This is a genomic window from Pseudogemmobacter sp. TB195, assembly GCF_058313095.1.
This window is the reverse complement of record NZ_JBZEGG010000033.1, coordinates 34,947-60,224: the sequence shown is the minus strand read 5'-3', so window position 1 is coordinate 60,224 and position 25,278 is coordinate 34,947. Positions and strand designations below refer to the sequence as shown.

Below are 25,278 nucleotides of genomic sequence, written 5' to 3'. Positions count from 1 at the left end.
CAGTCGGGCGCCGCCATTGCCGGGCCGGAGCGTTTGTGGGCCGCTCGCCCTCTGAGAAGGCCTCGGCGCGGTCCTCTCGCCGAAGGGGGTTGCTTCCTCTGTCTGCCCGGGCAGGAGCACGCCCGCCCGATCACCCACCCCGTTCCGGCGGATCAGCGAACGGTCATGAAGCGGCTGACGTCCTCGGGGGCGAGTTGCCCCCGGACCTGCGCCCGAAGTGCCTCCAGACCCGGCCCCGTTAGATCGTCGTTGAAATCTCCCAGCATGGGCGAGAGCGTGATGGGTTCGATCCCGGCCTCGTGTGCCCGGGCGACCAGGCTGTCCCGCGCACTGTCGCCGGCGGGATCATTATCGCGGATGATGTAGAGCCTGCGCAGAGTTGCCGGGAAGAGGATGGCTGCGAGATGTCCCGCCGAGAGTGCCGCGACCATCGGCATCTTAGGCAAGATCTGACGGAGCGAGAGCACTGTCTCGATGCCCTCCCCTGCCGCCATGACATCTTGCACCTGACCAAACCGGACCGCGTTGCCGAGCAGGTCCCCCATCGCCTTGCGTGGAGGATCGAGAGGCGCCTTCGCGCTGCCATCGCGGGTGAGCCAGGTGCGGTGCACGCCGGTGAGCTGGCCGTCGAGGTCGGTGATCTTACCGATCAGTGCGGGCCAGGTCTCGGTTGGACCCTCGCCCTCCGGACGGTAGTAGCAGTCAGGGTGGAAGCGAAGGCTGTCCGTTTCACGCAGATCCGTCAGGCCACGCTTGCGCAGATAGGTGCCGGCCAGCGTGCCCCGGAGGGATCTCGACATGCGCCAGAGCCGGTCTGCAGCATCAGGCGATCCAGAAGGAGCTGGTGCCGATCTGCGCGTCTTCGCCTCCGGTGCTGGTTCCAGCTGCGGCAGGCTGAGAAACCGCCGGGCCTCCTCGGCGACATCGGCGAAGTCGCTGAGGCCGAGGGTTTCGCGGATCACATCGAGCAGATCGCCATGCTCCCCGCTCTGACCGTCGGTCCACTTGCCCGCTGCCCCCTTGCCCGAGGCTGGCCCGGTGAGGCGGACGAACATCGACCGCCCCGGTTCATTGCGCACATCGCCGACCTGCCAATAGTTGCCTTGTTTGCGGCCATTTGAAAGGTAGTGCCGGCACACCGCCTCGGCCTGCTGGCCGAGACGCTGCGACAGATCGGCGGCAACGATGCGAGCCATTACGCCGCCTCCTGCCAAGAATAATCATACACACCTTTATTGCACCGCGAGGCAAGTTGCCCTATCTTGAGCGCATGGATCTGAACTGGGACGAAGACAAACGCGCGCGTACCCTGCAGGAGCGGGGCCTCGACTTTGCCGATGTTGCCGCAGCGCGTTGGGATGATGCCCTGACTGCCGAGGATCTGCGGGAGGAATATGGCGAGCGCCGTTTCGTCAGCCTCGTCCCGATCCAGGACCGGCTTTGCGTGGTCGCCTGGTGTATCCGCGGCAGGGCGCTGCGGGTGATCAGCCTGCGCAAAGCCAACGCAAGGGAAAGGAAGCGCTATGAACAAGGATAGACCCCTGATCGACAGCGATGGCGAGGTCGGCGATCTCGGTGACAGCTTCTTCGCCACAGCCCGGCGTGGACGCCCGTCATTGCTGCCGGGCGACAAGAAGGTTCGCATGAACCTGATGATCGACGCCGATATCGCCGCGAAGTTGAACGATGTCGGCAATAAGAGCGCCTTCGTCACTGAGGCGCTGCGGAAAGCGCTGGCGGGATAGGTCATCGTGCCGCCTCACGCTCGGTGATGCAGCTGATCGGATAGACCGCCAGCAGCTTGGCGAGGATATCAGTGCCATTCGCACCCACCGGCACGAAGAAGCGCAGTTTCCAGGAGATGATCTCGCTGAAGAGCCCCCAGGCCCGAAGCCGCTCCCGCATCGCTTCCGAAAAGCCGGTCAGTTCGATCCGGTTCGCGCCCATTATGCGTGACCGGCGCAGTTGCAGGCCCTCGGCAAGATCGAGGACGGTCCGTCCGTCGAGCAATGCCGCATAGGCCTGCTCCGGCGTGAGGCTGGCCGCGCCGCTCGTGGTGGCGTTCGTGGCCCAGGCGGGCGATACTCGGCGGCCGATGATCCGCTCGCCGTCATCGGTCTGCAGGCGATAGACGCGGGTCTCATCCTGCGGCAGGCGCTTCCAGACAGGCAGAAGCAGCCCCGAGACCACATGCAGCGTGGCATCTGAGAACTCCGGCACATCGGCAACCTCCGCGCGCCACGCGGTCGCGAAGGTCTTCTTGTCGGTCTCAACCCAAAGCGTGTCACTCATCATCCTGATGGACATGCTGAAGGCTTCCATTGGCCGGATCAAGCGTACTCGGCGTTCGATCTCGCCATCGTCAAGCATGATCGAGGTGGTTGGCACCTGCACGGCTGCGCGACCGGAGCGGCTGTTGACCAACAGGACCGCGCGCGGGTCATCCAACTCGTCGAGCGCGGCATCAACCAGCAGCGGCGTATTGCGCCGTCGTTCGGTAATGGTCAGAAGGCGGGTCTCGGCCCCGGTGCCGGGATGGGTGTAGATCACCTGACGGTCGGTGACGGTGAAGCTCTCGGCCTTCAGCGTCTCGAGGCCCAGATCATAGATCCCGGCTGCCATTGCGCCCTCGACCTTCGCCTCCAGCAACTGCTCGAAAGCTGTGAAGAGGATGCCCTGCAATTCAATAGTCAGCGCCAGCAGCCGGTTCAGGAAGGTGGTGATCGGCGGCAGCTCATCCTTGATGCCGTTTGAATCCATCAGCTTCAGGCCGGTGGCGGATTCAAACCGCTCGAGCGAACACCCATCCACCTTGCCGCGCACCAGCAGGAGGTAAAGCTGACGCAATGCTGCGCGGGCATAGGGGCTTTCCAGATTGTCTTCGGGCCGGAACAGCCCCTGCCCGCCGGTCTGGCGCTGTCCGCGGGTGATGGCTCCGAGCGTGTCGAGGCGGCGCGCGATGGTGCTGAGGAAGCGCTTTTCGGCCTTCACATCGGTGGCAATCGGCCGGAACAGGGGCGGCTGCGCCTGGTTCGTGCGGTTCGTTCGCCCGAGACCCTGAATGGCGGTATCTGCCTTCCAACCCGGTTCCAGCAGGTAATGCACGCGCAGACGCTGGTTCCGCGCCGAGAGCTCGGCGTGATAGCTCCGCCCGGTGCCGCCCGCATCTGAGAAGACGAGAATGCGCTTACCGTCATCCATGAAGGCCTGAGTCTCGGCGAGGTTGGCCGAGGGTGCGCGGTTCTCGACCGCCAAACGCGCCGCCGGGCCTTCGCCCTTGCGAATGATCCGCCGCGAACGCCCCGTGACCTCCGCCACCGTGTCGGTGCCAAAATGCTGGATGATCTGATCGAGTGCCCCCGGCACCGGCGGCAGTCCAGCCAGATGTTCGATCATGGCATCGCGCCGGGAGACCGCCTCGCGGCTCTCGACGGGTTGGCCATCCCGAAACACGGGCCGCGAGCTGACGTTGCCCTCGCCATCGCTGAAGGGCTCATAGAGCTGCACCGGGAAGGAATGTTGCAGGTAGCTCATGACATATTCGCGGGGCGACAAGTCCGTGTTCAGATCGTTCCATTCCTCGGTGGGGATCTCCGCCAGCCGCCGTTCCATCAGCGCCTCGCCGGTCGAGACGATCTGAATGACGGCCGCGTGGCCCGCCTCCAGATCCTCGGTGATCGAGCGCAGCAGGGTCGGCGTTTTCATCGAGGTCAGCAGATGGCCGAAGAAGCGCTGCTTGGTGCTCTCGAAGGCCGAGCGCGCTGCGGATTTAGCCTGACGGTTCAGCGTTCTGTCGGAACCGGTGATATTGGCGGCCTCCATCGCCGCATCGAGATTGTTGTGGATGACGGCGAAGGCTCCGGCATAGGAATCGTAGATCCGGCGCTGTTCTTCGGTCAGCTGGTGCTCGATCAGCTCGTATTCGACCCCGTCATAGGAGAGCGACCGCGCGGTATAGAGGCCTAGCGAGCGCAGATCGCGCGCCAGCACCTCCATCGCAGCGACGCCGCCGGCTTCGATCGCTTGGACGAACTCGGCCCGGGTCGCAAACGGGAAGTCTTCACCGCCCCAGAGGCCAAGGCGCTGCGCATAAGCGAGATTGTGCACCGTCGTCGCGCCGGTTGCGGAGACATAGACCACGCGCGCATCGGGCAGCGCGTGCTGTAGCCGCAGACCCGCCCTGCCCTGCTGCGAGGCGGCGACATCGCCCCGCTCGCCCCTGCCACCGGCGGCGTTCTGCATGGCGTGGCTTTCATCGAAGATGATCACCCCGTCGAAATCCGATCCCAGCCAGTCCACGACCTGGCGGACACGCGAGACCTTCTCCCCCCGATCATCCGAGCGCAGCGTCGCATAGGTGGTGAAGAGGATGCCTTCCGACAGGGTGATCGCCTTGCCCTGCGCGAAGCGGGAAAGCGGCGTGATCAGCAGCTTCTCCTGGCCGAGCGCCGACCAGTCGCGCTGTGCGTCCTCAATCAGCTTGTCGGATTTGGAGATCCAGAGCGCTTTGCGCCGTCCCCGCAGCCAGTTATCGAGAATAATCCCGGCCGATTGCCGGCCTTTGCCCGCGCCGGTGCCATCCCCAAGCATGAACCCGCGCCGAAAGCGGACAGCCCCGGTAGCACCCGCTGCCGCAGCGCTGACCGTGTCCAAGGTCTCGTCCAGCGTCCAGTTGCCGGCGAGGTGGTCGCTATGCGCCTCACCCGCATAAATCACCGTCTCGAGCTGCGCATCCGAGAGGCGGGCGCAGATGTCGGCGGGCAGAAGTGGCCGGTAGGAGGGTCGGGGTGGCGCGACCGAGGCCATAGCAGCGGATTGCACCAGTTTGGTCGGATGCGGTGCCGCGCCGTTAATGTGGATCACCTGGAGGGCGTATTCTTCATAGATCGCATCCGAGAGCCGGGCGGTCTCGGGCGGCGTCCAGTCCAGCGTGTCATAGGCGAGCTCAACCGCATTGGGGGCGGTTGGCACAACCCGCACGGGCTGCGTCGTAGTGGCGCGGGCGAGATAGGAGCGCGCCGTGCGGGCGGCGGCCGGTGCTGTCGGTGCCGGTGGCTGGGGCAGATCGACCGCACTGCGCGGCGGCACCTGGGCGGTGACCCAACCGAGCAGGGTCGCGGCATCGGGCGCTATGCCCGAAGAGGCCGGGAAGGAGGAAGGATGCTCGGCCGGGATCTTATCGATCACGGTCAGCCGGGTGTCGAACGTGGTGCCGTGCTTTGCATAGACGGCGCCATCCACGGCCGCCGTGAACACCACGCGGCCATGCTCTTGCAGCCGGATGAAGGTCTCGCGCCAGGCCGGTGCGTCAGGTCCGAAGCCCGCGCCGGTGATCGCCACCAACCGCCCACCAGGGGCGAGCCGCGCCAGAGCGGAAGCGATATGGCGGGAAGCAGAATCGGCCACGCGAGTGGTGACATTGGCCAGCGCCGAGAACGGCGGGTTCATCAGGACCACCGAGGGCACCACCCCGGCATCGAGATGGTCATGTATCTGCGCGGCATCGAACCGGGTGACAGGCAGGGCCGGAAAGAGGGTAGAGAGGAGATCCGCGCGGGTCTCGGCCAGTTCGTTGAGTGTGAGGCTGCCGCCAGCGATGTTGGCAAGGATTGCCATCAGGCCGGTGCCGGCCGAGGGCTCCAGCACGACATCCGCGGGCGTGATCGCCGCAGCGGTGAGGGCCGCAATCCCGAGTGGAAGGGGCGTGCTGAACTGCTGCAGCGCCTGGCTCTCCTCAGAGCGCCTTGTATGGCTCGGCAGCAGGTCCGCGACCTTCGTCAGCGCTGCGAGGCGCGCCTCGGGCGCTGCCGCCTTGCGGAATAGCGCGCGGCCGAATTTGCGCAGGAACAGAATCGTGGCGACTTCGCAGGCCTCGTAGGCGTCTTTCCAGTCCCAGAGGCCGGAAGCGTCTGAGGCGCCGAAAGCGGTTTCCATGGCACCGCGCAGCATCGTGCTGTCGATGCGCTGGCCGCGTTCGAGATGCGTGAGAAGCGCCTGCGCTGCAGCCAGAATGCAGGGCGCGGACAGAACAGGAGTGCGCGCGACCGGCGCTTGCGCCGTGGTCGCGGGGGACAGGTCGTTCATCTGGGAGATCCTCGGGAGAGCGGAACGCGGGACTGCCCCGGACAGCGCTCTCTCTCAACCGCCCGGAACCTGCCCGTTCCGGCCCCCTCTCGACCTCTCACGTTGATCGAGACAGGCCCGTAACCTCGGCGCGATCGCCTCGGCACTTCATTCGGCTCGCCCCACCTCAGGCGGGCCCTGCGTCAGGGATCTATGCCCGAAAGGGGGAAGACGGCGACGCTGGCTTCCGTCCGTCAGGACCTGAGCCCGGTCCCGGCAATGCCGGGAGACGGCCCAAACCGAATGCTATATGCCTGTGGATGAACCGGTAATTCTTCGATCGCTGCAAATAGCCACAATCCCGCAGCCTGACGAAGCTTAGCTGGATCAAGGCAGAATTATTCTGGGGGCAAAAGCAGGCCCCCCTTCATGCGTTGCAACGCAAGCGTCGAACCTGCGATAGATTCTTACCAGATTTGGCCGTGTGGGAGGTTCATATTGGCGCAGAACCCGCAAGTCACCCGTGAGAGCCATTGGGTGCCACAAGGCTACCTGAAACGGTGGGCTTATGACCCAGCTCGCACAAAAGTCTGGCGAACCAATACCGGAACTGGTGAAATCGAGTCGAAACCGATCAAGAAGGTTCCTGTCAAAGCTCATCTTTACGCGCCGAAGGGACCCGATGGCAGACGATCCGATCCCCTGGAGAAGAAACTCTCCATGCTGGAAAGATGGTTCGGCGAGCCAGTTTGGGATCACGTGTGCTGCGGCAGTCCGGACCTGACAAATCGGCACATGCGGATGATGCTGTCCCTGCTGGCAGCGTCATCCTTTCTGCGAACTCCCCGGCATTTTGAGCAATGGAAAACGGTTCATCAGAACCTGGTCTCCTTTGTGGAAACAGAGAGCATTGAACATGGTCTGCCGGACTTTCTCACGATCAACGGGCAGAGAACCCAACTCGATGCAGAGGGTTGGGGCGCCTTCACCAGCAGGAGTGAAGAAGAGCTGAAAAAAGACTGGAATGACTGGGTTGGCGATGCGGCGGGATTGGCCACAGAGTTGATGAAATTGCGCTGGTCCATGCTCATCTCCGAGACATCGTCATTCATCACCTCAGATGACCCGGTGGTGATCACAGACGGCGACGGCGTTTTCAGAGGAATCCCGAACACCGAGACCCGGGTGATCTACCCTCTGTGCCCAACACGCATCCTGATGATGGACCACAAGAAGGACGAACCGGAGGGGGCGTATTACGGCCTGGAAGACGGCGGCGCTTCGGTGAACGCCCATATCTGGCGGAATGCATTTCGGGATGTGTTCACCCATCGGCACCCGAACGAAAGCCCTTGAGAAGGCAAAGGAACACCGCCGCCTCGATGCTTATGCCGGCGCGCGACCTTTGGAGTTGCTGTTGCAGGAGCCATCGATCCGCCCATTTTTTCGCAAAACTCCAGAGGCCCCGGTCTTCCAACCGGGGCCTTGTGGTGGGGGGGATCAATCCCCCCGGTTGCCGTTGGGGCGCGACCAGATCAGGCTGTAGCCCTCGCCGTCCTCGTCGTCGAAGAGGTTCGCAAAGATCGGGTGCGAGAAGCTCGGATCGTCCAGCTTCAGGCCCAGATAGTCCCGCCCCTCGGTCGAGCGCTTCGACCAGGCGGCGCCGATCTCTGCGCGGCCCACCAGGATCCGGTGCGTCGGGGCCTTGTCGCCCGTGGCCCGCAGGTCGGGGACGATGCGCACACCCTTGGCCTGAACGCTCAGGGTGACGATTTCGCCGGTGTATTCGTTGCCGGTCTTCTTGAAGGTGCCGATGGTCGCCATTGTCTGTCTCCATTCTCTCATGTTCGGGCCCGCTCCAGTGCGGCCTCGATGGCGATCGACAGGCCGGGGACGACGGCCGGCGCAGTCCCGCCCGGGACCGTGACAGCAGAGGCAGGGCTTTCTTGGCTCGCGAGGAATGACGGCACCGTCGGCAGGGGAAGAAAGTTCAACGACGCTGTTGCGCCGAGACGTCGAAGCGCGCCCGCGCGCTGGTCTTCAGCCAGATCAGCCCATCACAGAGGACGCATGCGAGCGGTCCCGTCCCCACCAGAGAGACAGGAGACAGCGGCGATCCTGAAGGAACCGCCAGGAAGATCCGACAGGCAATCACAGGCGATGTTCACCCCAGCTGTGAACAGGAGGGCTTGCGCCCTTCCCCGCCGACCTGCCGCCATGGGCAAGGCGCTGCACCAGATCGGATACTGGTCGGGCCGCCGGATCGGCACCTGCCGCCCGAGCGCTCGACCGCGAAGAGGGGCAGGGCACGAAGTGCGATCAGAGCGTGCCGCCGATCTGCGAACCCCACAATCAAAGAGGCCGGAAAGAGGGAAAGAATGATCCATGCACGGTCATAACGACAAGGGGGGGGGAAAACACCGACCAGAGCCTCGGTCGAATGGCCGCGTCGGCCAGAGGCCAATATGGAGCAAGCGGTCTGTGCCAACCGTATGGCAGAGCGGACGACGCCGGGAACGCAGCAGAAGCGGTGAGTGAGAGCGCGACAGGTGCCAGCCAAAGAGGAATACCCTCCGACGCAAGCGTCGAAGGGTGTAGAGGGCTCATGCAAGCATGACAGGAAAGGGGCTCAGTCGATGGCCTGAAAAATCTCGGCGGCCTCAGGATGATCGCCCGCAAATTCATAAAGCCGCGCATAGCCCTCGACGAGCTGGTCAGCGGCATGGTGGAATGAGAGGTGCGAGAAGGCGAACAGCGTTGCGATAATCCCTGCCGCCTCGGCCGAGACCTCGCCCTGCCAGCCGTTGCCGCTGCAGGCCATGCGGTAGCGCGCTTTCGAGATCGGGGCCATGAAGAGCGGCCGCTCGCCTTGCTCATAATAGTCCCAATGGCCTCCGGCGTAGTCCAGCGGGCTCAGGCTATCCATCATGGCATAGACCATGTTCTCGGCGACAAGCATTCGGGTCGGCCCGAACAGCTCGGGCAAAAAGGTAGGGCGGCGCACTTCGGCCACCCGGGCAACAGACGTCATCGTGCTCATGGGATCGAACTCCTCGAAAAGGGAAAACCTCGAGCCCGGCGGCGCTCTCTTTCCTGCCGCCCGGCTCATAGAGTTCCCTCCCCGCTCTGCCTCTCCCCGGCGCCGGTTGATTTTGTTCCTTATATGTTCTATATTGAAACTCAACTCAGCAAGGGAGATCCACGATGGAAGCTGTCCCTGATGCCCTGGCGGTGACGCCGCGCCAGATCGCCTATGCCCGCTCGCTCGCGCTCCGGAACAAAACCCTCTTGCCCTGGGAGGTTCAGCAGGACCGCCGCAGCCTCAGCACTTGGATCGAGGCGCAGTCGCGCCTGAAACCTCTGGACGATGGCCAACCCACCTCAAAGCAGGTCGCCTTTGCCGAACGGCTTGCACGGCTGCGGCGGCGCGCCATCCCGGATGAATGCTTCCGCGACAAGCAGCTGCTGTCCCGGTGGATCGACAGCAATCGCTGAGCCTTGATCGCAGCCCGACTGGAACCCCGTGGATCAGGCCCTCCGTCCGCTTTCCGTGAACGTGTAACCATTGGCGAGCACTGCCTCATCAACCGCGGCATCGGAAGACAGATAGTCGTATGCCTGTTCAAGCTGTCGGTAGAGCCAGCGGGCAAGATCGCGCAGCAGGTCGGTAACAGTGCTCTCGGCATCTTCGGTCATGTCCTGACCAACCAGGCTTTCGCGTGTGACAGCGATGTCCATGGTGAAGGCATGATAGGTGTTGCCGCGATGCCGGACATCCGCCCGGAGCTGATAGAAGTTGCGGCGCTGGATCTCCAAAAGCCCATCGGCAATCCGATGCAGTTCGTGGTCACTTGGCGCATAGGAGCGAATGGCAGTGGAAGCGCCTTTGCTGAAGGCATAGCTGCCCTCCCACGCCGCCCCATCCCCCTGTGACCAGAACCCGGTGAACCAGATGCAGGGGCTTTCGCTGGTGCCTCCGCCCATCAGCCGGGAGGTGCGGGTCCGCAGACGGATTCCGAGGATTTCCGCAATGCGCTGGAAGTCCTCGTAGACGGCATCATACCAGTCGTGATCAAAGGCGCCCTCACGGTACCAGGCCCGGGCATTGTCTTTCCCGGCCTCCGGCAGCTCGTCAAAGCGATAGACCGTGATCTCGATGATCGACGGCATCACGCGGCCCTCCCCTGCAGAAGCGCAAGCTGCGCGGCATCGCGCCAGAACGGATCGACCAGGCGCCCCTCGGTCGCGGCCGCCTGCCTGCGCAGACGGTTGGCTTCGGCATGTCTGCCGAGAACCGCAAGATGCTGTGCTTCAGCCCGCTGGCTGCAGGCCAGGCTGACCACCGCCCGCGCTTCTGCATCGCTTCGGACGGGTTGAAGCCAGGTCACGCCACCATTTGCAACCTCGCCAGCCAGCACCAACCCGTGTTCGGCATCCAGAACCGCGATCAGTTGTGGCGTGAAACGGAGCGCGGGATCATCACCGCAGGCAATGGCGTCGCACGCAAGACGTTCTGAGACCAGCAGCATCGCTGCCGCAAGGATGTCACAGGTGCCGAGAGAGACACTACGCTCGAAAGCCCACTGCTCGAGATCCGGGTCGAGATAGCGCGCCTCGCCGGTACAGGTGATGGTCATAGGGGTGCGTTGCGCCAGTCGAGGACGGGCAAGGGTCTGATCGGCGAGGATCGGCCCAGCCCGGCGGAACCCGGCAGTGGAAACAGGAAAGGACATCGCGGCAACTCCACGACGGGCGGCGGAAGTCTCTCTCCCACCTCAGAACCCATCGCGGAAAACCACTCCGGCCTCTCGCTCCTGAATCGCCGCGCCGAGCTGCGGCCGCGGCACATCGACTATTTCAGGCGATCCGTGATCGAGGCTGTCCCGGCCTTCGCCAGAGCAAGCAGACTTGCCCTGATCTGCGCCGCATACGCCGGGCTGAACGCCCCCATGGGCGTGCGGTCTTCCCAGACCCAGGACCGCTCGATGATGTCGGTATTGATCTCGTCGAGCATGACCCATTTGCGGACATGCAGGTCAAGTCCCACACGGCGCGCCTCGATATCCGGCACCTCAACGGCGTGGCGGCCCGCGATGGGCGGCTGCGTGGTGATCGGCAGGATAAACCACCACCGTTTCACCATTCGCATTGGCAATGGTCACCGCGATGCAGACGGGTCGCGATTTGCGCCCCTCGGTCTCGCCCTGCAAATCCTGCCGTTTCCACAGGAACGGATATCGGAAGACCTCGCCCGCCTTCGGCTCACTCATTCCCGGCCCCCCAGATCGCGCTCCAACCCGGCAATCATCAGCGCCTTCAGGTCGAGCGGCATCTCATCGAGTAAATGCGCCTGCTGGCTCGCTTCGCCTGCGAGCTTCTGGTACTGGTCCATGCTCATCAGGACGAACTTCGGCTTGCGATGTTTGGTGATCGCGATCGGAGAGCGGATCGCAGCATCGAACAACTCGCTGGTATGCCGCGTGAGGTCGGCGGCCTTGAACTCGGGCAGATGGGGCATTGCGAAATCTCCTTCATACAGAATATACAGATATTTTGCATATTCTGCAAGCCTTTCGCACCTGCCTCGGAGACTCGAAACCTACGGAGCAAAGTCAATCTCCCGGGTCTTTTTCATCGGTCGCGCAATGCCGCGCGGGATCGATCACGAACCCGAACAGACCGGGCTCATACTCGACTGACGGAACGAGGAAGCCGTAGCGCTCGATGCCCGGTCCGCGCTTCCCGCCCGGTGTCGCGACCGTTTCCACAAAGCCGGGAAAGCGATCCGAACTGACCGCCGCGATCACGATCCAGTCCCGTGCATGCTGGCGCTCGAAGGTCTGGCGATCCCGTTCCCGGGATTCGCCGGCCTGGAGGGCGCGACCATGTATGGCCTCCCAGGCTTCAGGCCAGTGATTGCGCAGCGTCTCATCAGCCAGGCGGCGTTCATAACCCGTGAAAAGATCCGGAAAAGCCTGCGCAACCGCTGCCCATTCGGCGTCCTCCTCGTAGAACCCGGAGGAGGAACGCAGCAGCGGATGCACACGGGCATTCTGCTCTGGCGCAAGCTGGAATCCGCCATGCCCGGCGGTGGAATGGCAGAGAACACCTTCACCATAGGTCATCGCGCCCTGTGACGCGCCCCAGGGCGTATACGCCCGGGAGACGATTTCACGGCGCCCGAGTGCCGCGCGCTCACGCTGGTGTTCGGCATTCTCGGCGACCAGCGCCCGGAACGCGGCCTCGTCAGCCACATCACCGGAATGACCGTAGAAGTCACCACGTCGCCAAGTGTCGAGCGGGCGAGAAAGCCGCCAGCCCGTCGCCAGAAAATGCCGCCCCTGCCGTGCCGGCACCATTGCGAAGGCGGTGTCGCCGACGCGCGCAACCAGCAGGCCGTCGGCACTGCGGCCAACCTCGATCACGGGGAGCGGTCGGGAGGGGCACGCGGGTATGATCGGAACCGTGGTGTTCATCCTGCGACCGCCTCCACGGCGTCGATGTCCTCGCCATTCAGAACGGCGTTCAGCCATTCATGTGTGCTAATCCAACCGATGCTCTTGCGGGCACCGAGATCGATGACATGCGCGCCGCCCCCGAAAGCCTCGACCCTGGGGCGGGAGCAGGTGTTGGCATAGTCGAAGCCCCAGAGGCCGGAGAGGTTCAGTTCTTCGGCAAGACGCAGCACGAAGTTGATGACACCCTCGACATCGCCCTGATCACCATCATGGATCCAAAGCTGCGAGCCGCTCGGCCCGTCTTGCTGGACGAGATCGAAGCCGTTGAACGCGGGATCGTCGGTATCCGCCTCTTCGGCGCGCAGGCGGTGGAACAGCGCCATCGCCTTGGCGGCATTCTCAGGCGATCCCGCATCAAGCAGGCAGGAAAAGTGGGTGAAGTAGTCGGCCATGACAGGCTCCTTGTCAGAAATGGAAAACCCGGCGCGAGGCCGGGACTAGTTGGGATTGGGGTGGAAGAGGCGATCAGGTGCCCGGGGATCTGGGAGAATCTTGCGACGCTGCCGCCGCATGGGCCGCCAGCATTTGGCGGTAGAACCGCCGCCGGGCGAGCCTGAGACCGGGATCCTTGCGGATAATAGGATGGAAGGCACGGGCCGCGGCGCGCAGAACTGTGAACGCTGCGGCATCAGCTGTCAGGCCGAGAAGGGGATAAAATGGATCAGGTGCCGGGTCCGGCGCAGCTGGCAACGGCTCAATCTCGGCCTCGATCTTCGGCGTGCGCCCCATCCAGGGTTCCGGACGGATCGCCCGCGCCCAGTCGGCGAAGCTCGGGATGTGCCCGAGATCCTCACGGACATGCTGCTCGCCCACCCAACGGGTCGGGATCACCCGGCCCGAGGAAAGAGTCAGCGTCTTGCCGAACACGGTTTCCAGCAGGAAGATACCTTCGGCATGGTGGCGCAAAGCTCGGTGCCGGAAGTCAGCAAGGATGAGTTTCGAGGCATCGAACCAGGAATGCAGGTTGATGTAATCCTCGACCACCCCGCCCCATTTCTTAACCGAGGACAGGGCGTGATGATATGGATGTGCCATGTTCTCCGCCCTCAGAAGCTGTGGTTGAATTGCTCGGACGAGGTGAACCGCTCGTTGTAGTCGAGCAGGATCGTCCCGGCCTCGGCGTCGAAATGGAACTCGCCGAACGCGCCGTCGCAGTTCTCCCAGCCACCATGGCTGTCGGAGAGGAGGTCATAGGCCAAGGACTCGACGGCCTCGGAGAGCGACATGGTGTTGGTCGCAATCTCGGTGACGCCCCAGCTGACCTGTGCGAGCGTGATTTCCGTGTCCGGCATCGGCACCGCGGTATCGCCGCAGCGGGCGTCGATATCTTCGATCTGCCCGCTGTCGCCGGCACCATCGAAGGTGACGATGATCTCGGTGATCCCGGCAGCGCGCATGGCCGCAAACAGGGTGTCCTTGTTCTGTGCCATTGCAGTCGTGCTGAGCGTCTGATGCGCCAGTTGCGAGGCGTCAAATTGCGCCATGGCGACCGCCAGGCTGGCTTCCGGAGACGTGGCGATATCTTGGGTCATGGGACTTCTCCTGAGAGCGAAGGGACAGGTGAAGCCGACCGGCGCTCTCTCTGGGACCGGAAGGCTCGCCCTTCCCGGACCCCACCTCTGCCTCTCCCGCGCCGGGGTTCATCTCGGCTCCGCTGCGCGGCGCGCGCCACAGGCGGGTGATCGCGCGTCCCCGGTGGGCGGCGCGGCGCATCGCGGGCCGCCCGTAGGGACGTGAGGCGCTTGCGCGCCTCACTGCCAGGGGTCGATCTCGAGGGCGATGAGGGCCTCATCGCCATCATATTCATCGGCGGGCATGGCGGCATGGCTGCCATCACCGGCCTGAAACACGACGATCGAGACCATCAGCGTAACGGCGAGGCTGGCAGCGTATGCGGTGGCATCCTTCTTGGACATGGGACTGGCTCCTGTCTTTGGAGACGAGGGACCATCCCCCGCTCGACAGGCGCCCGAAGTGTCTGACCGGATCTGCAATCACCCTCGGGCGTTCGGGCCTCTTGCCCGAATCCCCGAGGGCGGCACGCAAAGCGTCAAGCCGACCCTTTACGGGTTGATTTCAAAGAGAAGGATCGGACCAAGGTTTGCGAATGGAAGCGGGGATGGGGCATTGGCTCTGACAGGAGCCATGTCCCATGGCGGCATGCCTCCGCTGCCGCCGGCCTTGGCGCTTCGCTGATCAAAGGTGTCGACGTGTTTCAGACCAGATCACAGAACTGCACCGCGCCGACGATGAATACGGTGGCTTCCAGCGAATGCCTGATAGACCCTTGGCACAGGGCGCAAGCGCCGAGCTCGGCCCCTTCGCACACCGCCGAGCACACCGCTCGTCCCCCCTGTCCGCGACCGCGACAATCTCAGTCTGAACAAGAGTCAGGACGCGTTACCTCGCACACTTGATTGGAAGAAAAACATAGCCTATTTTCTGACACATGAAGACTGTATCTGCCTCTGTTCCCGATCGGATCATGAAGCGTGTCCGCGCAAGCGGACGCGGCAGCGTCTTTACGCCCAGCGACTTTCTGGACGTGGCAGTCCGTGGCGCGGTGGATCAGGCCCTGTCGCGACTGGCGAAGGCCGGACACCTCCGGCGTCTCGCCCGCGGCCTTTATGACTTCCCCAAGATCCATCCGAAGCTCGGTGCCCTGGCCCCCTTGCCCGACAATGTGGCCAAAGCCCTCGCTCGGGAAACCGGATCAAACCTGCAGATTGATGGTCCGCAAGCTGCCAATGCGCTCGGCCTCTCGACGCAGGTCGCGGCGCAGAGCCACTGGCTGACGGATGGGCCTTCGCGCCGCGTTGTGCTGGGGAAGCGGGTGATCGATCTTCGCCATACCTCGCCCAAGCATCTGATTGCCCCCGGCAGCCCGGCCGGAACGGTCGTTCAGGCCCTGCGCCATGTAGGTGCTGCACGGGCCTCTGACGTGATGCACGCGGCCAGCCGTCACCTCTCGGTCAGTGACAAGAAGCTTCTCGCCAGGAGCGCAACGCAGGCGCCCGCGTGGATGCGGGCAACCCTGCTCTCGATTGCCGACCCAAAACCTTCAGGGTCCGGCGCGGGAGCCGCTCTTGGATAAGGTTGCCCGCCTGTCGGCCGCGGACCGTGCCGCACTCTTTGGCGAAACCGCCGCTGGTCGCGGCGTCGCGAACACGATCATCGAGAAGGACTTCTGGGTTTGCTGGACCCTGCGGCGGGTCTTCTCGCTGCCGCCCGGGGAAACCGCGTCGCTGGTGTTCAAAGGCGGCACCTCGCTGTCCAAGGCTTATGACGCGATCCGTCGGTTCTCCGAGGATATCGACCTGTCCTTTGACCGGACAGAACTGGGATATGGCGGCGAACGGGACCCTGAGCAGGAAGGGCTTGGAAAGAACAAGGCGGCGAGGCTGATTGCGGATCTGGTGACCGATGTCGAAACGCATGTTGCCGAACGGCTGCTTCCAGCGCTGCAAGCAGAATTCGCGCGCCATCTGGGTGATCCCGCCGATGGTGGCTGGTCGCTCGAGATAGACCCGAATGACGCGCAGACGGTGAATTTCCAGTATCCCCCGGCCTTTGGCGGCACGGATTATGCGGGCATGTCCTACATCACCCCCCGCGTGAAGCTCGAACTGGGGGCGCGCGGAGACCCCTGGCCAACTGAGGAAAAGGTGATCCGGCCCTATGCGGCCGAGGACTACCCTGACTTCTTCAACGAGCGTGACACGAAGGTCACCGTCCTGTCTGCCCGGCGCACCTTCTGGGAAAAGGCGACCGCACTCCATGCCGAAGCGCATCGCCCTACCGGTTCGCCGACACCTCAGTATTTCTCCCGGCATTTCTACGATCTGGCGATGCTCCTCGAGACCGCGGAGGGAGACGCTGCATCGCGGAACTTCGAGCTTCTGGCGCAGGTGGCGAAGCATAAAGCCATCTTCTTCCGTTCGGCATGGGCAAGCTATGACCTGGCCAGGCCCGGCACGTTGCGACTTCTGCCCGGCGAGGATCGAATCAAGGATCTGCGTGCGGACTACAAGGACATGGCACCCATGATGTTCGATACGAAGCCGCCGAGTTTCGATGACATCCTCGCCCGCATCGAGCGTTTTGAGGATGACGTGAACACCTGATCCGTGGTCCGCCCGAAAGCCGTCGGGCATCCGCAAGACCAGAAGCCCCGGCCTTTCGACCGGGGCCACTGCTTGCGGTCGCATTTCTGGCGGTCGCTCTGGTCTATGCGGCGGTCGGGCAAGCGGGCGCGTCTGGCTATATCGCGATCATAGGCGTTGCCGGCTTTGAACCGCTCGCCATGAAGACGACGGCGCTTTCGCTGAACCTCCTCGTCGCGTCAATCGGCACGGCACTTTTTCTTCGTAATGGCCGCTTGTCGTGGCACAATGTCTCGCCCTTTGCCAACCTCGCCTTCCCCTTCTCGATGCTGGGTGGTGCCATCCATCTGCCAGGAGCGCTCTATTTCCCATTGGTCGGGGCCGTTCTTATCCTGTCCGCGCTTCAAATGGCACGATCAGCATTTCTCGCCAGCACCTCCCGCCCGGATACCCCGATCAAGCCGCCATTCATGGCAGCACTCATGACCGATGCCGTCATTGGTTTTGTGTCAGGAACAACGGGAACGGGCGGCGGCGTGTTCCTGGCCCCGTCATTCTTGGCATGAACTGGGTCACTGCACGCCAGACTGCGGCGACCACGGCCGTGTACAGCCTTCTGAACTCGGCCGCGGCGCTGATCGGTGCCTACGCTGCCTGGGACCAGATGCCGTCCGCCCTGCCAGGCTGGCTCTGTGCAGTCGCACTTGGCGGGTCGGCCGGCGCCTGGATCGGGAGCCGCTATCTGTCGGATCGCTGGCTGCGTGGCATTCTCTCGATCCTGCTGTTCTCATCCGGGATAAAGCTGCTGATGTGACCCGCTGTTCTATCCGGGTCCGATTTGCGGTTCCGGTCTTGCCCCGGAGACGAAATCGCTCTAACCTTTTCTCCACTTACTCGTTGGGGTGTCCCGGGCAACCGGGGCTGAGAGGCGAAAGCCAACCCATCGAACCTGATCCGGTTCATACCGGCGGAGGGAACGGGTAGCTCTAGCATCTGACGGCGGGATTCCGTCCGTGCGCCAAGCCCCCAGAACCAGTCCGTCGGTCACTTTTGGGGGTGACGTGACGACCATCGCATTGACCATTGCAGGCTCCGACAGCGGCGGCGGGGCGGGGATTCAGGCTGATCTGAAGACCTTCTCCGCGCTCGGGGTTTACGGCGCAAGCGTGCTGACCGCGATCACCGCGCAAAACACCCGCGCCGTCACCGCCATTCAAAGCCTGCCCCCCGCCATCGTGCGCGCCCAGATCGAGGCGGTCTTCGACGATCTCGCCGTAGGCGCGGTCAAGATCGGCATGCTGGGCGACCCCGAGGTGATCGCGACCGTGGGAGCGGCGCTGAAGGGCTGCGCGGTCCCCGTAGTGCTCGACCCGGTGATGGTGGCGAAATCAGGCGATCGGCTGCTCGCGGCCGAGGCGATCGCGGCCCTGCGCGCGCATCTGCTGCCGCTCGCGACCGTCCTGACCCCGAACCTGCCCGAGGCCGCCGATCTGCTGGGGCAGGCCCTCGCCGCCGACCATGCCAATCGGCTGGCACAGGGTGACGCCTTGCGCGCCATGGGCCCGGACTGGGTCTTGATGAAGGGCGGCCATGCCGAAGGCCCGACCTGCACGGATCTGCTGATCGGCCCCGATCCGCTGGAGATCAGCGCGCCGCGCCTGGCTACACGCAACACCCATGGCACCGGCTGCACGCTCTCGGCCGCGATTGCCGCAGGGCTGGCGCAAGGCGCAACCGTGCCCGAAGCCGTGACCCGCGCGCATGGCTATCTGCAAGCAGCCATCGCGTCTGCGGACAGGCTTTCGGTCGGCTCGGGGCACGGACCGGTACATCACTTCCATGCCTGGTGGACGGCATGAGCATCCGCATACTCGGCGCGGGCGTCATGGGCCTTGCCATCGCCACAGAACTGACCACACGCGGCCACCGGATCGAAATCATTGATCCCGCAGGCCCGCCCGGGCCGCATGGCTGCTCATGGTGGGCAGGCGGGATGCTCGCACCGCATTGCGAAGTGGTGGACGCCGAAGAGCCGGTGGAGCGCCTTGGGCTCGACGCCTTGGACTGGTGGGAACGCCACACCGGTGCGGTGGAGCGAAAGGGCACGCTGGTGCTGGCTCCCGAACGCGACAAAGGCGAGCTGGCCCGCTTCGCCCGCCGCAGCCGCAACCACCACAGCCTAGATGCCGAGGGTATCGCGGAGCTGGAGCCCGATCTGGCGGGGCGGTTCAACGCGGGCCTGTTCTTCGAGACCGAGGCGCATCTTGCCCCCCGCAAGGCCTTGCATGCGCTGAAAGCCCGCCTCTACTCCGCCGGGGTGGCCTTCCACACCAGCCCTCCCTCCACCTCTTCCGAACTGACCATCGACGCCCGTGGCCTGGCCGCCCGGGACGCGCTGCCGGACCTGCGGGGCGTGCGGGGCGTGCGGGGCGAGATGCTGGTGCTGCGCTGCCCCGAGGTCAGCCTCTCGCGCCCGGTGCGGCTGCTGCATCCGCGCATCCCCCTCTACATCGTGCCGCGCGGCGATGGCATCTTCATGCTGGGCGCCACGATGATCGAGAGCGACCGGCGCGGCGTGGTCACCGCCCGCTCGCTGCTGGAACTGCTCTCCGCCGCCTGGGCGCTGCATCCGGGCTTCGGCGAGGCCGAGATGCTGGAAATGGGCGCCGATGCCCGCCCGGCCTTCCCTGACAACCTGCCACGCCTACGCAGACGCGGCAGCACGCTTTATGCCAACGGGCTCTACCGTCACGGCTTCCTGCTGTCGCCCGCTGTCGCCCGCATGGCGGCGGAGCATATCGATACCGGCATCACCCCCGAATTCATGGACGAGACCTCCTGATGGATATCACCCTCAATGGCGAGGCGCGGCGGACATCTGCCGCTACCCTTGCCGATTTGCTGATCGAACAGGGCCTGACCGCCAAGGTCGCAACGGCCGTCAACGGAACCTTCGTGCCCGCCAGCCTGCGCGCCACGACCGAGATCGGCCAGGGCGACCGGATCGAGGCGCTTTCCGCCATGCAGGGGGGCTGAGCCATGCCGGTCTTCTACGGAACCGAGGTCGAGAGCGCGCTGATGCTCGGGACCGCGCAATATTCCTCGCCCGCCGTTCTGGCCGAGGCGTTCCGCGCGTCAAAGGCCGGGATCGCCACGGTCAGCTTGCGCCGCGAACATGGCGGCGGTCAGGCGTTCTGGGAGCTGATCCGGGGGCTTGGCACCCGCATCCTGCCCAATACCGCCGGTTGCCATACCGTCAAAGAGGCGGTGACCACCGCCCATATGGCGCGGGAATTCTTTGATACCGACTGGATCAAGCTGGAGGTGATCGGCCACACCGACAGCCTGCAACCCGATGTCTTCGCGCTGGTCGAGGCGGCGCGGATCCTGTCCGAGGATGGGTTCAAGGTCTTTCCCTATTGCACCGAGGATCTGATCGTCTGTGACCGCCTGCTGCATGCGGGCTGTGCGGTGCTGATGCCTTGGGGGGCGCCGATCGGCTCGGGCCTTGGAATCAACAACGCCTATGGGCTGCGGGCGCTGCGTGCAGAGTTCCCCGACACCACCCTTGTCGTCGATGCCGGGATCGGCCTGCCGAGCCATGCCGCGCAGGCGATGGAGCTGGGCTATGACGCCGTTTTGCTGAACACCGCCGTCGCCAAGGCGGGCGACCCGGCGGCCATGGCCCGCGCCATGGCATTGGCGATTGAGGCCGGGCGCGAAGCCCACCGCGCCGATCCGATGGAGCCGCGCGACATGGCCGCCCCCTCGACCCCCGTGATCGGAAAGGCGTTCCTCGCATGACCCTGCCGCGTTTTTACCCGATCTTCGACAGCGCCGACTGGATCGCCCGTATGCTGCCGCTGGGCATGAAACTGGTGCAGCTGCGCATCAAGGACCGCCCGGTAGCCGAGACCCGCGCCGAGATCCGCCGTGCCCGCGATCTGTGCCGGGCGGCGGGGGCGATCCTCGTCATAAACGACTACTGGCAACTCGCCATCGAGGAAAGCTGCGACTGGCTGCATCTGGGGCAGGAAGACCTCGACACCGCCGATCTGGGCGCGATCCGCGCGGCGGGGCTGAAGCTCGGGATCTCAACCCATGATGAGGAGGAGCTGACCCGCGCATTGGCGGCGAAGCCCGATTACATCGCGCTCGGGCCGATCTGGCCGACGATCCTGAAACAAATGAAATGGCACCGGCAGGGCAGCGAAAAGCTGACCGAATGGAAGGCGAAGATCGGCGACATCCCCCTGATCGCCATCGGCGGGCTGACCATCGCCCGCGCACCCGAGGCCTTTGCGGCAGGCGCAGATGTGGTCTCGGCCGTCACCGATATCACGCTGAACCCGGACCCCGAAGCACGCCTGCGCGACTGGCTGGACGCCACGCGATGAGCCGCTATGCAAGGCAAGAGATCCTGCCCGAAATCGGGCCAGCCGGTCAGGCCCGCATCCGCGCCGCGCATCTGCTGGTGGTCGGCGCCGGTGGGCTTGGCGTGCCGGTGGTGCAATATCTGGCGGGGGCGGGCGTGGGGCGGATCACGCTGGTCGATCCCGACCGGGTCGAGGAAAGCAACCTCCACCGCCAGCCGATCTACGCCGCCCATATCGGCCAGCCCAAAGCGCAGGGGGCCAAGGACTTCGCACGGCAGCTGAACCCCGAGGTGACGATCACCCCGGTGATCGACTGGCTGACCCCAGCCAATGCGCCCGGATTGATCGCGGACGCAGATCTGGTGCTCGATTGCGCCGATAGTTTCGCGGCCAGCTATACGCTGTCGGATCTGTGCCACACGCAGGGCAAGCCCTTGATTTCGGCCTCGGTTCTCGGGACATCGGGCTATGTCGGCGGATTTTGCGGTGGTGCGCCATCGCTGCGGGCTGTCTTCCCCGACCTGCCCGACAATCTGGCGAGCTGCTCCACGGCGGGCGTCCTCGGGCCGGTTGTCGGCATGTTCGGCCTCATGCAGGCGCAAATGGCGCTGGCGGTGATCCTGAAGGCAGACCCCTCGCCGCTCGGGCTGCTCTGGCGCTATGACATGGCGGGGTTCAGGAGCTCCTCCTTCCGATTCGACGCTGCGCCGGAGCCGGAAGCTGCCCATCTGTTCGTCGCGAAATCCGACCTGCGCGCGGGTGATTTCATCATCGAACTGCGCCCCGAGGCCGAGGCCCCGACGCCTGTCGCTCCCGATGCCCTGCGTCTGCCGCCCGAGGGTTTTGGCGCAAATGGCCCGATGCCCGCACCACACCAGCGTGCCGTCTTCACCTGCCGCTCCGGCCTGCGCGCATGGCGTGCCGCCGACCGGCTTCGCCCGCATTGGCCCGGCGAAATCGCCCTTTTGGCCGACACATCCACTACCGGAGGAGGAACCCCATGACCCCGACCCGCCTGTGCGCCACCCTTGCCGCCAGCCTGCTGCTGACCACCCCCGCCATGGCGCAAGACAAGCTAACGCTGATCCTCGACTGGTATGTGAACCCCGATCATGCCCCGATCATCCTCGCGCAGGAGAAGGGTTTCTTCAAAGATCAGGGGCTTGAGGTCGAAGTCATCGCCCCCGCCGACCCGACCGAACCCCCGAAACTGGTCGCGGCGGGCCGCGCCGATCTCGCGGTCAGCTATCAGCCGCAACTGCATCTGCAGGTGCATGAGGGCCTTCCGCTGGTCCGCGTCGGTACATTGGTCGCAACGCCGCTCAACTGCCTGATGGTCGAGGCCGATGGTCCGGTGCAAAGCTTGGCCGACCTTCGCGGGCGCAAGATCGGCTATTCGGTCTCGGGCGTCGAAGAGGCGGTGATGGCCGCCATGCTGGCCTCGGTGGATCTGACGCTGGCCGATGTCGAGATGATCAACGTCAACTGGTCGCTGACCCCCGCCGTGATGACGGGCCAGGTCGATGCGGTCATCGGGGCCTTTCGCAATTTCGAGCTGACGCAGATGCGGCTGGCGGGCGCGAACGGGCGGTGCTTCTTCCCAGAGGAAGCCGGTCTGCCCAGCTATGACGAACTGATTTTCGTCGCCAATTCCGAGACCTTCGACCGCGACCGCATCACCCGCTTCCTCGCCGCCATCGAACGCGGCACCGAATACATGCTGAACCACCCCGATGAAGCCTTCGCGGTGTTCGCCGCCACCTCGCCCGACCTTTCGGACGAGCTGAACACCCGCGCCTGGGCCGACACCCTGCCGCGCTTTGCCCAAAGCCCGGCGGCGCTGGACCATGGCCGATATGCCCGCTTCGAGGCCTTCCTGCATGAGGCCGGGCTGGTGGGCAGCATCCTGCCGGTGTCGGCGCTGGCACTCGATCCGGGGGCCGAACAATGAGCGCCCCCGATTACGGTACAAGCTTTGCGGCATGGCGGACGGCCAGTGGAGATCATTGGCGCGCCTACAGCCACCATGCCTTCCTTGAGGGCATGAAGGACGGGACGCTGCCACGCGCGGCGTTCCTGAATTACCTGCGGCAGGATTACGTCTTCCTGATCCATTTCTCCCGCGCCTGGTCGCTGGCCGTGGTCAAGGCGGGCACTCTCGATGAGATGAAGGCCGCCAGCGCCACCGTTCATGCGCTTTTGCATTTCGAGATGGATCTGCATATCCGCACCTGCGAAGCGGCGGGCATTGCCCGCGCCGAACTGGAGGCGACCGAGGAAGCCCCCGAAAACCTCGCCTATACCCGCTATGTGCTGGAGGCGGGCCATTCGGGTGATTTCCTCGACCTGATGGCGGCGCTGTCGCCTTGCGTTTTGGGCTATGGCGAGATCGGCGCAAGACTGCTGGCCGAGGCCGGCGATACCCCCTATCGCGACTGGATCGAGACCTATGGCGGCGCGGAATTCCAGACGCTCTGCCGCGACACCGGCGCGCTGATCGACCGGGCCGTGGCGCACCGGCTGGGGCCTGATGCGCAGAGCCTGCCGCGCTGGCAGCAGCTGTGCCGCCATTTCACCACCGCCACACGGCTGGAAGCGGCCTTCTGGGGCCTCGGCCGGGCATGAGCTTCGTCACCCTGACAGGACAGGTGCGGATCGGCAGGCAGGCGCTCTTCCCGCCGATCCGGCTGGAGATACCGCCGGGGCAGTGGACCGCATTGCTGGGTCCATCGGGCGTGGGGAAATCCACCCTGCTGCGGCTGATTGCCGGTCTGCCGGTCGGCGGCGCGTTCGAGGGTTCCGTCACTGGCGCGCCGCCCGTCGCCCTGATGGCGCAGGATCCGGGGCTTTTGCCTTGGCTGGACCTGCGCCAGAACGCCGCCCTTGGCGCGCGGCTGCGCGGCGAGGCGCCCGATCCGGCGCGGCTGTCAGATATTCTGCAACAGACCGGGCTGGCAGAGCATGCACACAAACGCCCCGCCGCCCTGTCGGGTGGCCAACGCCAGCGGGTGGCCCTGGCGCGCACCCTGATGGAGGACCGGGCGCTGGTGCTGCTGGACGAGCCGTTCTCGGCGCTGGATGCACGGATGCGCCTGATGATGCAGGATCTGACCGCCCGCCTGCTGGCCGGGCGCACGGTTCTGATGGTGACGCATGACCACGCCGAGGCCGCGCGGCTGGCCGATCAGATCCTGGTGCTGACCGAGACCGGGCTGACCCCGGCCACCGCCCCGCAAGGGCCGGCCCCCCGCCCGCCTTCGGATCCCAGGGTGCTGGCCTGTCAGGCCGAACTTCTGGCGCTGCTGACCGGAGGGGACACGGCATGACCCTTGCGCGCAGCGGCAGAGTGCTGGCGATCCTCGCGCTGTGCCTTGCGCTCTGGCAGGGGCTTATCCTTGCTACCGGCCTGCCGCCCTTCCTGCTGCCGGGACCAGAGGCGGTGGCGCGCGCCCTGCTCAGCCATCATGCGGTCCTGACCCTCGCGACCCTGCGCACCGTGACCGAAATCCTTGCCGGTTTTGCGCTTGGCGCGGGCATCGGGGCGGCATTGGCGGTGCTGATGGCGGCCTTTCCCCGGCTGGCGCAGGCGCTGCGCCCGGTGCTGCTGCTGTCGCAGGTGATCCCGACCTTTGCGCTGGCGCCGATCCTAACACTGTGGCTGGGCTATGGCATGGCGCCCAAGATCGTGGTGGCCGCGTTGATCTGCTTCTTTCCGGTGGCCTCGGCATTCCTTGACGGGCTGGAGCGCACCTCGCCCGCCTGTCTCGATCTGGCCCGAACCATGGGCGCGCGAAAATGGCGAGTGATGGCGCATCTGCGCGTGCCGATGGCACTGCCGATGCTAGGCAGCGGCTTGACGCTTGCCGCCGTCTACGCCCCCATCGGCGCGGTGATCGGGGAATGGGTCGGCGGCTCGGAAGGGCTGGGCGCGGTGATGATCCACGCCAATGGCCGCATGCGGATCGACCTGACATTCGCGGCGCTGGCGTTGGTGACGCTGATCGCACTGGCGTTCCACGCGCTCGTCGGGGCGGTGGTCAACCGGGCCTTCGGGCGGTTTGCCCCATCATGATCCGCGCCCGCGCCCGCGCCCGACAATCGGAGAAAGAGACAACCATGCCTGTCGAGACCCCTCTCGCCGACCTCCCAACCGTCCGGCCGATCGTCGCGGTGATCTGCGTTGTCTTCCACAATGACAGCGTGCTTCTGGCAAGGCGG

31 protein-coding genes, 1 pseudogene and 1 riboswitch are annotated in these 25,278 nt (G+C 64.9%); of the genes and pseudogenes, 18 read left to right on the top strand and 14 right to left on the bottom strand.

The window, feature by feature from the left end; all coding sequences use genetic code 11:
* Positions 1-152 precede the first annotated feature (152 nt).
* Positions 153-1,196, bottom strand: coding sequence for a DUF7146 domain-containing protein (locus AC4FS3_RS25325; RefSeq protein WP_491022799.1), 1,044 nt, complete (start codon positions 1,194-1,196; stop codon positions 153-155).
* Between the two features lie 56 nt (positions 1,197-1,252).
* On the opposite strand from AC4FS3_RS25325, the gene AC4FS3_RS25320 reads away from it, so the two are divergent.
* Together AC4FS3_RS25320 and AC4FS3_RS25315 are read left to right on the top strand one after the other, a co-directional pair.
* Positions 1,253-1,537: a BrnT family toxin gene (locus tag AC4FS3_RS25320; RefSeq protein WP_491022798.1), complete on the top strand. Its 285-nt coding sequence runs from the start codon at positions 1,253-1,255 to the stop codon at positions 1,535-1,537.
* Complete coding sequence (locus AC4FS3_RS25315; RefSeq protein ID WP_491022797.1) at positions 1,524-1,745, top strand: hypothetical protein; 222 nt, start codon at positions 1,524-1,526, stop codon at positions 1,743-1,745. Before AC4FS3_RS25320 ends, AC4FS3_RS25315 begins: the two co-directional genes overlap by 14 nt.
* Position 1,746: 1 nt before the next feature.
* Here the strand turns inward: AC4FS3_RS25315 and AC4FS3_RS25310 are convergent, their stop codons facing one another.
* On the bottom strand, positions 1,747-6,084 hold the full coding sequence (locus AC4FS3_RS25310; protein ID WP_491022796.1) for a strawberry notch-like NTP hydrolase domain-containing protein: 4,338 nt from the start codon (positions 6,082-6,084) through the stop codon (positions 1,747-1,749).
* A 477-nt stretch (positions 6,085-6,561) separates the two neighbouring features.
* Between AC4FS3_RS25310 and AC4FS3_RS25305 the strand changes: the two genes are divergently transcribed.
* Complete coding sequence (locus AC4FS3_RS25305) at positions 6,562-7,419, top strand: DUF4238 domain-containing protein (protein ID WP_491022795.1); 858 nt, start codon at positions 6,562-6,564, stop codon at positions 7,417-7,419.
* Positions 7,420-7,563: 144 nt separating this feature from the next.
* Here the strand turns inward: AC4FS3_RS25305 and AC4FS3_RS25300 are convergent, their stop codons facing one another.
* Both AC4FS3_RS25300 and AC4FS3_RS25295 read right to left on the bottom strand, forming a co-directional pair.
* Positions 7,564-7,887, bottom strand: coding sequence for a DUF736 domain-containing protein (locus AC4FS3_RS25300; protein WP_088233864.1), 324 nt, complete (start codon positions 7,885-7,887; stop codon positions 7,564-7,566).
* 805 nt (positions 7,888-8,692) lie between these two features.
* A complete protein-coding gene (locus tag AC4FS3_RS25295; protein WP_491022794.1) occupies positions 8,693-9,103 on the bottom strand; it encodes an antirestriction protein in 411 nt (136 codons plus the stop codon).
* A 164-nt stretch (positions 9,104-9,267) separates the two neighbouring features.
* Between AC4FS3_RS25295 and AC4FS3_RS25290 the strand changes: the two genes are divergently transcribed.
* Positions 9,268-9,558: a hypothetical protein gene (locus AC4FS3_RS25290; protein ID WP_491022793.1), complete on the top strand. Its 291-nt coding sequence runs from the start codon at positions 9,268-9,270 to the stop codon at positions 9,556-9,558.
* A gap of 33 nt (positions 9,559-9,591) precedes the next feature.
* On the opposite strand, the gene AC4FS3_RS25285 is transcribed toward AC4FS3_RS25290, so the two are convergent.
* The 10 genes and pseudogenes from AC4FS3_RS25285 to AC4FS3_RS25240 all read right to left on the bottom strand — a co-directional run bounded on the left by AC4FS3_RS25285 (position 9,592) and on the right by AC4FS3_RS25240 (position 14,497).
* Complete coding sequence (locus tag AC4FS3_RS25285) at positions 9,592-10,233, bottom strand: DUF8835 domain-containing pootine (protein WP_491022792.1); 642 nt, start codon at positions 10,231-10,233, stop codon at positions 9,592-9,594.
* Positions 10,233-10,796, bottom strand: coding sequence for a hypothetical protein (locus tag AC4FS3_RS25280; RefSeq protein ID WP_491022791.1), 564 nt, complete (start codon positions 10,794-10,796; stop codon positions 10,233-10,235). Before AC4FS3_RS25280 ends, AC4FS3_RS25285 begins: the two co-directional genes overlap by 1 nt.
* A 119-nt stretch (positions 10,797-10,915) precedes the next feature.
* Positions 10,916-11,110 (bottom strand): hypothetical protein, encoded by a 195-nt coding sequence (locus tag AC4FS3_RS25275; RefSeq protein ID WP_491022790.1) that lies wholly within the window; start codon positions 11,108-11,110, stop codon positions 10,916-10,918.
* Positions 11,111-11,135: 25 nt separating this feature from the next.
* The gene (locus AC4FS3_RS25270; protein WP_491022789.1) at positions 11,136-11,333 is read right to left on the bottom strand and encodes a hypothetical protein; all 198 of its coding nucleotides are present in this window, start codon (positions 11,331-11,333) and stop codon (positions 11,136-11,138) included.
* Positions 11,330-11,581 carry a type II toxin-antitoxin system prevent-host-death family antitoxin gene (locus AC4FS3_RS25265; RefSeq protein WP_491022788.1) on the bottom strand — a complete coding sequence of 84 codons (252 nt, stop codon included), beginning with the start codon at positions 11,579-11,581 and terminating at the stop codon, positions 11,330-11,332. The genes AC4FS3_RS25270 and AC4FS3_RS25265 overlap by 4 nt, the downstream gene beginning before the upstream one ends.
* A gap of 94 nt (positions 11,582-11,675) precedes the next feature.
* Positions 11,676-12,539 (bottom strand): DUF7007 domain-containing protein, encoded by an 864-nt coding sequence (locus AC4FS3_RS25260; protein ID WP_491022787.1) that lies wholly within the window; start codon positions 12,537-12,539, stop codon positions 11,676-11,678.
* Positions 12,536-12,973: a hypothetical protein gene (locus AC4FS3_RS25255; RefSeq protein WP_491022786.1), complete on the bottom strand. Its 438-nt coding sequence runs from the start codon at positions 12,971-12,973 to the stop codon at positions 12,536-12,538. Before AC4FS3_RS25255 ends, AC4FS3_RS25260 begins: the two co-directional genes overlap by 4 nt.
* A gap of 283 nt (positions 12,974-13,256) precedes the next feature.
* Positions 13,257-13,616, bottom strand: a pseudogene (locus tag AC4FS3_RS25250) (DUF6915 family protein); the annotation flags it as partial.
* Positions 13,617-13,627: 11 nt separating this feature from the next.
* The gene (locus tag AC4FS3_RS25245; protein WP_491022785.1) at positions 13,628-14,113 is read right to left on the bottom strand and encodes a DUF6878 family protein; all 486 of its coding nucleotides are present in this window, start codon (positions 14,111-14,113) and stop codon (positions 13,628-13,630) included.
* A 219-nt stretch (positions 14,114-14,332) separates the two neighbouring features.
* Entirely contained in the window at positions 14,333-14,497 is a 165-nt protein-coding gene (locus AC4FS3_RS25240; RefSeq protein ID WP_491022784.1) for a hypothetical protein, read from the bottom strand.
* Between the two features lie 569 nt (positions 14,498-15,066).
* Between AC4FS3_RS25240 and AC4FS3_RS25235 the strand changes: the two genes are divergently transcribed.
* The 14 genes from AC4FS3_RS25235 (at position 15,067) to AC4FS3_RS25170 (ending at position 25,132) form a co-directional block, all read left to right on the top strand.
* A complete protein-coding gene (locus AC4FS3_RS25235) occupies positions 15,067-15,675 on the top strand; it encodes a DUF6088 family protein (protein WP_112309866.1) in 609 nt (202 codons plus the stop codon).
* On the top strand, positions 15,668-16,705 hold the full coding sequence (locus AC4FS3_RS25230; protein WP_491022783.1) for a nucleotidyl transferase AbiEii/AbiGii toxin family protein: 1,038 nt from the start codon (positions 15,668-15,670) through the stop codon (positions 16,703-16,705). Before AC4FS3_RS25235 ends, AC4FS3_RS25230 begins: the two co-directional genes overlap by 8 nt.
* Positions 16,702-17,250 (top strand): TSUP family transporter, encoded by a 549-nt coding sequence (locus AC4FS3_RS25225; RefSeq protein ID WP_332872054.1) that lies wholly within the window; start codon positions 16,702-16,704, stop codon positions 17,248-17,250. The genes AC4FS3_RS25230 and AC4FS3_RS25225 overlap by 4 nt, the downstream gene beginning before the upstream one ends.
* Entirely contained in the window at positions 17,247-17,498 is a 252-nt protein-coding gene (locus AC4FS3_RS25220; protein WP_491022782.1) for a hypothetical protein, read from the top strand. Before AC4FS3_RS25225 ends, AC4FS3_RS25220 begins: the two co-directional genes overlap by 4 nt.
* 74 nt (positions 17,499-17,572) lie before the next feature.
* A riboswitch (TPP riboswitch) is annotated at positions 17,573-17,677 on the top strand.
* Between the two features lie 68 nt (positions 17,678-17,745).
* Positions 17,746-18,543 (top strand): bifunctional hydroxymethylpyrimidine kinase/phosphomethylpyrimidine kinase, encoded by a 798-nt coding sequence (thiD, locus tag AC4FS3_RS25215; RefSeq protein ID WP_112309864.1) that lies wholly within the window; start codon positions 17,746-17,748, stop codon positions 18,541-18,543.
* Entirely contained in the window at positions 18,540-19,526 is a 987-nt protein-coding gene (locus AC4FS3_RS25210) for an FAD-dependent oxidoreductase (protein WP_491022781.1), read from the top strand. Before thiD ends, AC4FS3_RS25210 begins: the two co-directional genes overlap by 4 nt.
* A complete protein-coding gene (gene thiS / locus AC4FS3_RS25205; RefSeq protein ID WP_112309862.1) occupies positions 19,526-19,720 on the top strand; it encodes a sulfur carrier protein ThiS in 195 nt (64 codons plus the stop codon). The genes AC4FS3_RS25210 and thiS overlap by 1 nt, the downstream gene beginning before the upstream one ends.
* Positions 19,721-19,723: 3 nt before the next feature.
* Entirely contained in the window at positions 19,724-20,488 is a 765-nt protein-coding gene (locus tag AC4FS3_RS25200; RefSeq protein WP_112309861.1) for a thiazole synthase, read from the top strand.
* On the top strand, positions 20,485-21,081 hold the full coding sequence (locus tag AC4FS3_RS25195) for a thiamine phosphate synthase (protein WP_112309860.1): 597 nt from the start codon (positions 20,485-20,487) through the stop codon (positions 21,079-21,081). The genes AC4FS3_RS25200 and AC4FS3_RS25195 overlap by 4 nt, the downstream gene beginning before the upstream one ends.
* The gene (locus AC4FS3_RS25190) at positions 21,078-22,064 is read left to right on the top strand and encodes a HesA/MoeB/ThiF family protein (protein WP_112309859.1); all 987 of its coding nucleotides are present in this window, start codon (positions 21,078-21,080) and stop codon (positions 22,062-22,064) included. Before AC4FS3_RS25195 ends, AC4FS3_RS25190 begins: the two co-directional genes overlap by 4 nt.
* Entirely contained in the window at positions 22,061-23,011 is a 951-nt protein-coding gene (locus AC4FS3_RS25185; RefSeq protein WP_112309858.1) for an ABC transporter substrate-binding protein, read from the top strand. The genes AC4FS3_RS25190 and AC4FS3_RS25185 overlap by 4 nt, the downstream gene beginning before the upstream one ends.
* Positions 23,008-23,685, top strand: coding sequence for a TenA family protein (locus tag AC4FS3_RS25180; RefSeq protein WP_112309857.1), 678 nt, complete (start codon positions 23,008-23,010; stop codon positions 23,683-23,685). The genes AC4FS3_RS25185 and AC4FS3_RS25180 overlap by 4 nt, the downstream gene beginning before the upstream one ends.
* Complete coding sequence (locus AC4FS3_RS25175; RefSeq protein ID WP_491022780.1) at positions 23,682-24,386, top strand: ABC transporter ATP-binding protein; 705 nt, start codon at positions 23,682-23,684, stop codon at positions 24,384-24,386. The genes AC4FS3_RS25180 and AC4FS3_RS25175 overlap by 4 nt, the downstream gene beginning before the upstream one ends.
* On the top strand, positions 24,383-25,132 hold the full coding sequence (locus AC4FS3_RS25170; RefSeq protein ID WP_491022779.1) for an ABC transporter permease: 750 nt from the start codon (positions 24,383-24,385) through the stop codon (positions 25,130-25,132). The genes AC4FS3_RS25175 and AC4FS3_RS25170 overlap by 4 nt, the downstream gene beginning before the upstream one ends.
* Positions 25,133-25,278: the final 146 nt, after the last annotated feature.